Raw genomic sequence first — 6,164 nt, forward strand, 5'->3', positions numbered from 1 at the left:
CGGCGCTGTGACTGATCGTGCCTGCTATCCGTAACCGCGGAACCTGAAAAGGCTTGCAGGCGATAACAGTATCTACAAACTGCCTGCATCAGCTAAAATATACGATCATCGTTGCCAAGCAGTTGTTCTAACCCGCCAAGTTCCTGGCGCGCGTTCGCGCGATTCATTAATTTAACCTGCGCCATCGCTGGAAGATCGGTAATAGCAATCACGCCTTTACGGATCAACAGGTAAATCAAATCGTCGAGCACGCGAACCATCTCCAGGTCGCTTTTTTGCAGCATCGCTAAAGCCTGCTGGTTGTCATTTTCAGGACTTTTTGCCACGCCTTCTGCCTGCACGTTTGCAGCAGATGAATCAGAATTCATATCAGTGCCTTTTCATTTTGCATGACGCTGCTGCCCTGTTTACACAGGGCAGCAGGCAATCGTTAGTGAGTGTGGTTTTGATCGGGTTTAGCAATCAGGTGATCCAACGAGTAGGTCGGAGAATGCAGATCGCCGCTTGCCGGAGTAGACAGCGCGGTATCTATTCCATGCGCCACTTTTGCCGGACTGGCGATCAGGTGATGATCGCCGCCGCTTTGAATGTACTTCGCAATATCCACACCTTCATGCAGTTCACGCGCCAGATCGCTGAGATCGACTTTTTCAAGCACCCCCTTCGCCTTATCATCGGCGCTGAGTACCGCTGTCGCCTGACCGTGTCCGGTCGCTGCTGGTGCATAAGACAGAGATAATGCGTTGTCGTCGAACAGGTTATGCAGCGCATGCTGCATCGCAGCATGATTCCCTTTATCCACCGTATGCCCTTTCACTGGTGCAGGCTCGTCCATCGTCACGTTCAACGTTTGGCTATAAGGCGTAATATTACCGTGGTTATCATGCGCCTCGACCAATACGTTCACGCGGTTATGACCGGCACGGAATGCGGAGGTATCGGCCTCAATGTCATAGGTCAACCCATTAATGCCCTGATGAAGAATGGCATCGTACTGATGACCATTTACCAGCGCTTTAATATGATCGCCATCATTCACATCACCGCTCACGCTGCCGGTAATATGCGTGACGGTATCGTGTGATTCGGCACGCGAGATGTGGTTATCACCGGCGATCTTATCTACCACGATACTGGCGTCAGCGTGTGTATCAAGGACGATGGTTTTGTGATCGCTCACATCGATTGTATTACCCGCGTCGTCGTGTAACGTCGTTTTCACATCAATATCATTGATACCTTCCTTCAGATATGCGCTCTGGACAGCAACCTGATAAACCGTTGATGATCCAGGTGCCAGCGTAGCCTTCATAAGGTGACCGTTGATATTCACTTCAACAACATCGGTAAAATGGGTATCCCCAGAGACCGTAAAGCGAATCACTGTGTCTGACTGCGATTCTTTCAGGTTAACGACGTTATCTGCTGCGATGCCGTCATTGATAGTAATCGCACCATCGGCATGAGTATCCAGCACCACGTTTTTCTGATCGTGCACGTCTAACGTATTCCCTGCGTCATCGTGTAACGTCGTTTTCACCTCAATCTTATTATCGCCCTCATTCAGATACGTTCCCGGAACCGCAACCTGATAAACCGTCGTGGAACCAGGCACCAACGAAGCCTTCATGTTGTTGCCGTTGACGCTAACATCAACGACATCGGTCGGGTGCGTGTCGCCGGAAACCGTAAATTTAATCACCGTGTCTGACTTCGATTCATTCAGGTTAACGACGTTGTCGCCTGCGATGTGGTCATTAATGGTAATTGCACCGTTGGCCTGCTCATCAACGGAATAGGTATGTGTCGATTTTGCGGTGAACGGGTTCCCCGGTGCGTCATGGCCGGTAAGCTCAACGTCAATAACCTTGTGCGCATCACTACGTAGAACCGCCGAATCCACGTCAATCTGATAGCCCAGACCGCCGCCGCTCAGGGTGATGACGCTCCCTTGATACTTATGCCCGCCGATGGTCAAGGTAACCGGATCATAAAGCTGCGCGTCACCGCCGACATGGCCGGTGATGGTCACCTTCTGCCCCGACAGCTCCTGGTGGTTGAGGACGTTATCCACCGTGATGCTGTCAATGTCGACGCTACCTGAAGCCACGCGGTCGATGTGGATCGTCTTATCGGTATCAATCTGCTGGCGGTTACCGGCATCGTCATGGGCGACGACATGGGCAGTAATATGCTGGTCATGAACCAAATCAACCGTACTGACTTCAACGCGGAACACTTTCTTACCACCGCTGTCGGAGACTATCGCTGGCAGGTCTTTGCCATTGACGGTGACGGTAACCTGATCGCCGATCTCAACGTCGCCGGTCACAGAACCGGTGATGATGGTGGTCGGCTGCCCAGCTTCAACGTTATTCAGCACGTCATCATTGGACACTGGGTCCAGGACAATTGTCGCATCCACGCGATCGTCAATTATCACGATTTTGTCATACGTCGCAGTCTGGATATTGCCTGCCGTATCATGACCCGTCACGCTGACATGAATAGTCGGATCGGCCTGAAGATCCGTGGTACTCACGAATGCTTTATACCCCAACTGCCCGTTCATATGCGGCAGCTCAATGACAGTGGCCTCAACCTGGTTGCCATTAACGGTGATATAGACCTTGTCGGTTTTGTGTACGTCACCATCCACGGTACCGCTGACTTCAACCTTGCCAGCCTGAAGCTCAGCGGCGTTGATAACGTCGTCACCGCCCACGGTGTTAACCGTTACCGCAGCCGTTGCCGTGGTGTCGACAGAAAACGCTTTGGTGAAATTGGCGTCCTGAACGTTACCGTGATTGTCGTGGCCGGTCACCGTAGCCTTAATGGAATGGTCAGTCACCAGGTCTGCTGTATTTACATCAACGGTGTAGTGATTACTTGCATTAATAACGGCATTGTAATCATGGCCATTGACCGTCAAGGTCACGTTTTCACCGGGTTTAACATCGCCGGAAACGGAACCGCTCACCGTGGTCTTTGCTTGTCCAACTTCTTGCGAGTTCAGTACGTTATCGGTGGTGATGTCATCTACCGTAACGCCCGCATCGGCTTTGAGATCGACTTCAACGTGCTTCGACGTCGAATCAGTACCGGTGTTCCCGGCCGCATCGGTCGCGCTTACCGACGCGGTAATGTCCGGGTTGTTACGCAGATCGTTGATGCTGACATCCCGCAACCAGACCCATTCCGTGGCGCCTGCATGCACCACGGCGGTTAAGGTATTACCATTCACCTGCAGCGAAACTATGCTGCCGTCATGAATGCCTTCGCCACTGACCGTACCGCTGATCGTTGTTGTACCGCTTTTCGCTTCCGAACCATTGATAACGTCATCGCCAGCGACATTGTCCATCGTGATATGGACCGGGTTATCGGTGTCGACGGTGATAGTCTTCGTTACCGCCGCCGTGTCATCGCCCGCAGAATTATGCACGGAGACGGACACTTCGAACGTCGGATGCGCTTTAAGCACGTCAGTAGGGACATCAACCTGATAGCCAAATTCCCCCGGCAGACCCGGGATCTGGATCACTTTGCCAGGATATGGATGGCCGTTAACGGTGACAATAACCGTATCATTAATGCTCACATCCCCAGTGAGCAGACCACGAACCGGCGTGGTCGGTTTGCCCGCTTCAGCATGGTTAAGCACATCATCGCCCGCCACCGGATCGACGGTGAGGTGGACATGCGGCTTCTGCGGCTGCTGCGGTGTGGTCGTCGTACCCAGCGGTGGCAGGGTTGTCGATGTCACGGGGTGCAGACCATAAGGAGTATTGGCTGGAATAGCGATATCACATAACCACGGAAGGTCAATAAACTTATGTTCTACCGCCGTTGCCGTATTGCCATGATTATCGTGGGTGGTGATGGATACCGTGATATTGCCGTTATCATGCCAGGTCCCTGAAATAATATCCATTGTGTAGCCCAGCGTTCCATCTGGCAGAGTGATCACACTTGTTTGCAGATGGCTGATGCCGACATCGATAGTCACCAAATCACCAAAATGTGCGTCTGGGGCAACATGCCCCGTGACCGTGATGAATTCGGGTCTCCCTTTAGGATTCAGGGCTTGCCCACCCTGGGACACAACAGAGTCAATCGTAATACCCGCATCCGCATGAGTATCAATCACTACCGGCCTATCATCATGCCCGCGCGCAACGTTGCCAGCTGCATCCTTTGCCGTCACTTCAGCATGGATATTCGGGTCCATCAGCAGATCGAGCGTTGAAACCTGAGTGCTGAACACGTGCTGACCGTTGCTGCCATCCTGCACCGGGGCATAGTAGGTCTGATGGTTGATGGTCAGTTCAACCAGATCCCCCACTCGTACATCGCCACCCACGGTACCGGTCACGGTGGTCAGCGGGTTATGCGCATCTTTGTAGCTGATAACATCATCATTATGATCCGTCACCAGCGGGTCAATATGGACGATAGCCTCGGCGCGATCGTCTATTTTCACCGTGCTTGTCGCATCCGCCGTCGCGGTATTTCCTGCGGCATCATGGGTGGTAATCGTCGCCGTAATATTTGGATCGTTTTTCAGCCACTGGGTATCAACCTCGATGCTATAGCCCAGCGCCCCCAGCTTCGGCAGTTCAACAACCGTCGCATCGACTGCATGGCCGCCAATCACCAGATGAACGATATTCCCCTTTTGCGCATCGCCGCCCACCGTACCGCTGATGATCGTTTTCGGCGCCTGCAGTTCAGTACCGTTCAGAACGTCATCACCCGTCACGCGATCGATGGTGATTGCGGCAACGGCCCGGTCATCCAGATTAACGTCATGGTGCGCCACCACGTGCGCATGGTTCTTCGCCGCATCGGTAACGTCCATGGTGACTTCAATATGCGGGTTGGCGACCAGATCGGCGGTATTGACGATAATACGGTAGCCCAGATGGCCATTGATATCATCCACCGAACCTTTATAAGTGACGCCGTTGATGGTCATGACCAGCGGGTCGCCTTTTTGAACTTCGCCGGTCACGGTGCCGCTCACAACCGTAGTGGTCTGATGCTGCTCGTCATAATTCAGCGTGTTGTCTGGCGTAACGTCGTCGATTGTAATCGTCGCGTCGATGCGGGTATCGATCACCACCGTGGTCTCAGCATTGGCCGTCGCCGGGTTGCCCGCAACATCGGTGGTGCTAACGGTGGCCGTTAAATGCGGATCGGACAGCAGATCGGCGGTACTGACTTTGATGCTATACCCGAGATGACCGCCCTGATCGCTGACTTTCCCGGTCAGAGTGTGACCATTGACGGTCAGATACACGATGTCGTTCACATGCACATCACCGCCGACTTTGCCGGTGACCATCGTAAACTGATCATGCGACTCCGCACCATTAATCATATTGTCGCCAGTAACCGGATCGATAGTCAGCAGCGCTTTCGCGTGCAAATCCACCGACAAATCATGCGTGGTTTCAGCTCTCTGCTGGTTGCCAGCACGATCTACTCCAACTACCTGCGCAAAAATATGCGGATCTTTCACCAGATCGCCCGTCAGCACATCCAGCTTATAGCCCAGCGCATTATTGTGCTCCGGGAGTTTCTGTACCGTTGCGTCGTAGTGGTGACCATTGACGGTAACAATCACTTTATCGCCCATGTGCACATCACCAGAAACGGTACCCATCACTTCGGTGGTGTGTTTTGTGGACTCGGCGCCGTTAATCATATTGTCGCCCGCCACGGTATCAATGGTAATCCCTGCCTGGGCGTGGTTATCAATTTTTACTGTATGCGTCGTGGACTTGACAACTTCGTTCCCCACGGCATCGTGCGACGTTACGGTAGCCTTGAAGGTGACATCTTTGTCCTGGTTGCTCTGGTTGTCGCTAAAGTCAGAGGACAGAACCGGGATTTGATACCCCAATTGACCGTTGCCCAGAACGATAACCTTGCCGGTATAGGTGTTACCGTTAATCTCAACGCGCACATCATCGTCAACCTGGGCGTCTTTACCCACGACGCCGCTAACCAACTGCCAGGTCTTGTCCAACTCGAAATGGTTGAGTACGTTATCATCCGTCACCGGATCAATCGTAATCGTCGCTTCCGCGTGCAGATCGATATGCACCATATGGTCGTGCGTTACCGTTGACGGGTTACCGTGTTCATCGACGGTTGAA

General features: G+C 52.9%; 2 protein-coding genes. Both read right to left on the reverse strand.

Going from position 1 to position 6,164, the window contains the following annotated elements; translation table 11 throughout:
* Positions 1 to 92: 92 nt before the first annotated feature.
* The gene (locus OGX83_RS18245) at positions 93 to 368 is read right to left on the reverse strand and encodes a hypothetical protein (protein ID WP_079934212.1); all 276 of its coding nucleotides are present in this window, start codon (positions 366 to 368) and stop codon (positions 93 to 95) included.
* A 62-nt stretch (positions 369 to 430) separates the two neighbouring features.
* On the reverse strand, positions 431 to 6,164 hold a 5,734-nt coding region (locus OGX83_RS18250), incomplete at its 5' end, for an Ig-like domain-containing protein (protein ID WP_286588825.1).

The sequence above is a fragment of the Citrobacter sp. Cpo074 genome, from assembly GCF_030332745.1.
GTDB lineage: Bacteria > Pseudomonadota > Gammaproteobacteria > Enterobacterales > Enterobacteriaceae > Citrobacter > Citrobacter portucalensis.

Excerpts from the sequence above, each read along its gene's own strand:
- OGX83_RS18245 (WP_079934212.1), bottom strand. The coding sequence starts at position 368 with ATGAATTCTGATTCATCTGCTGCAAACGTGCAGGCAGAAGGCGTGGCA.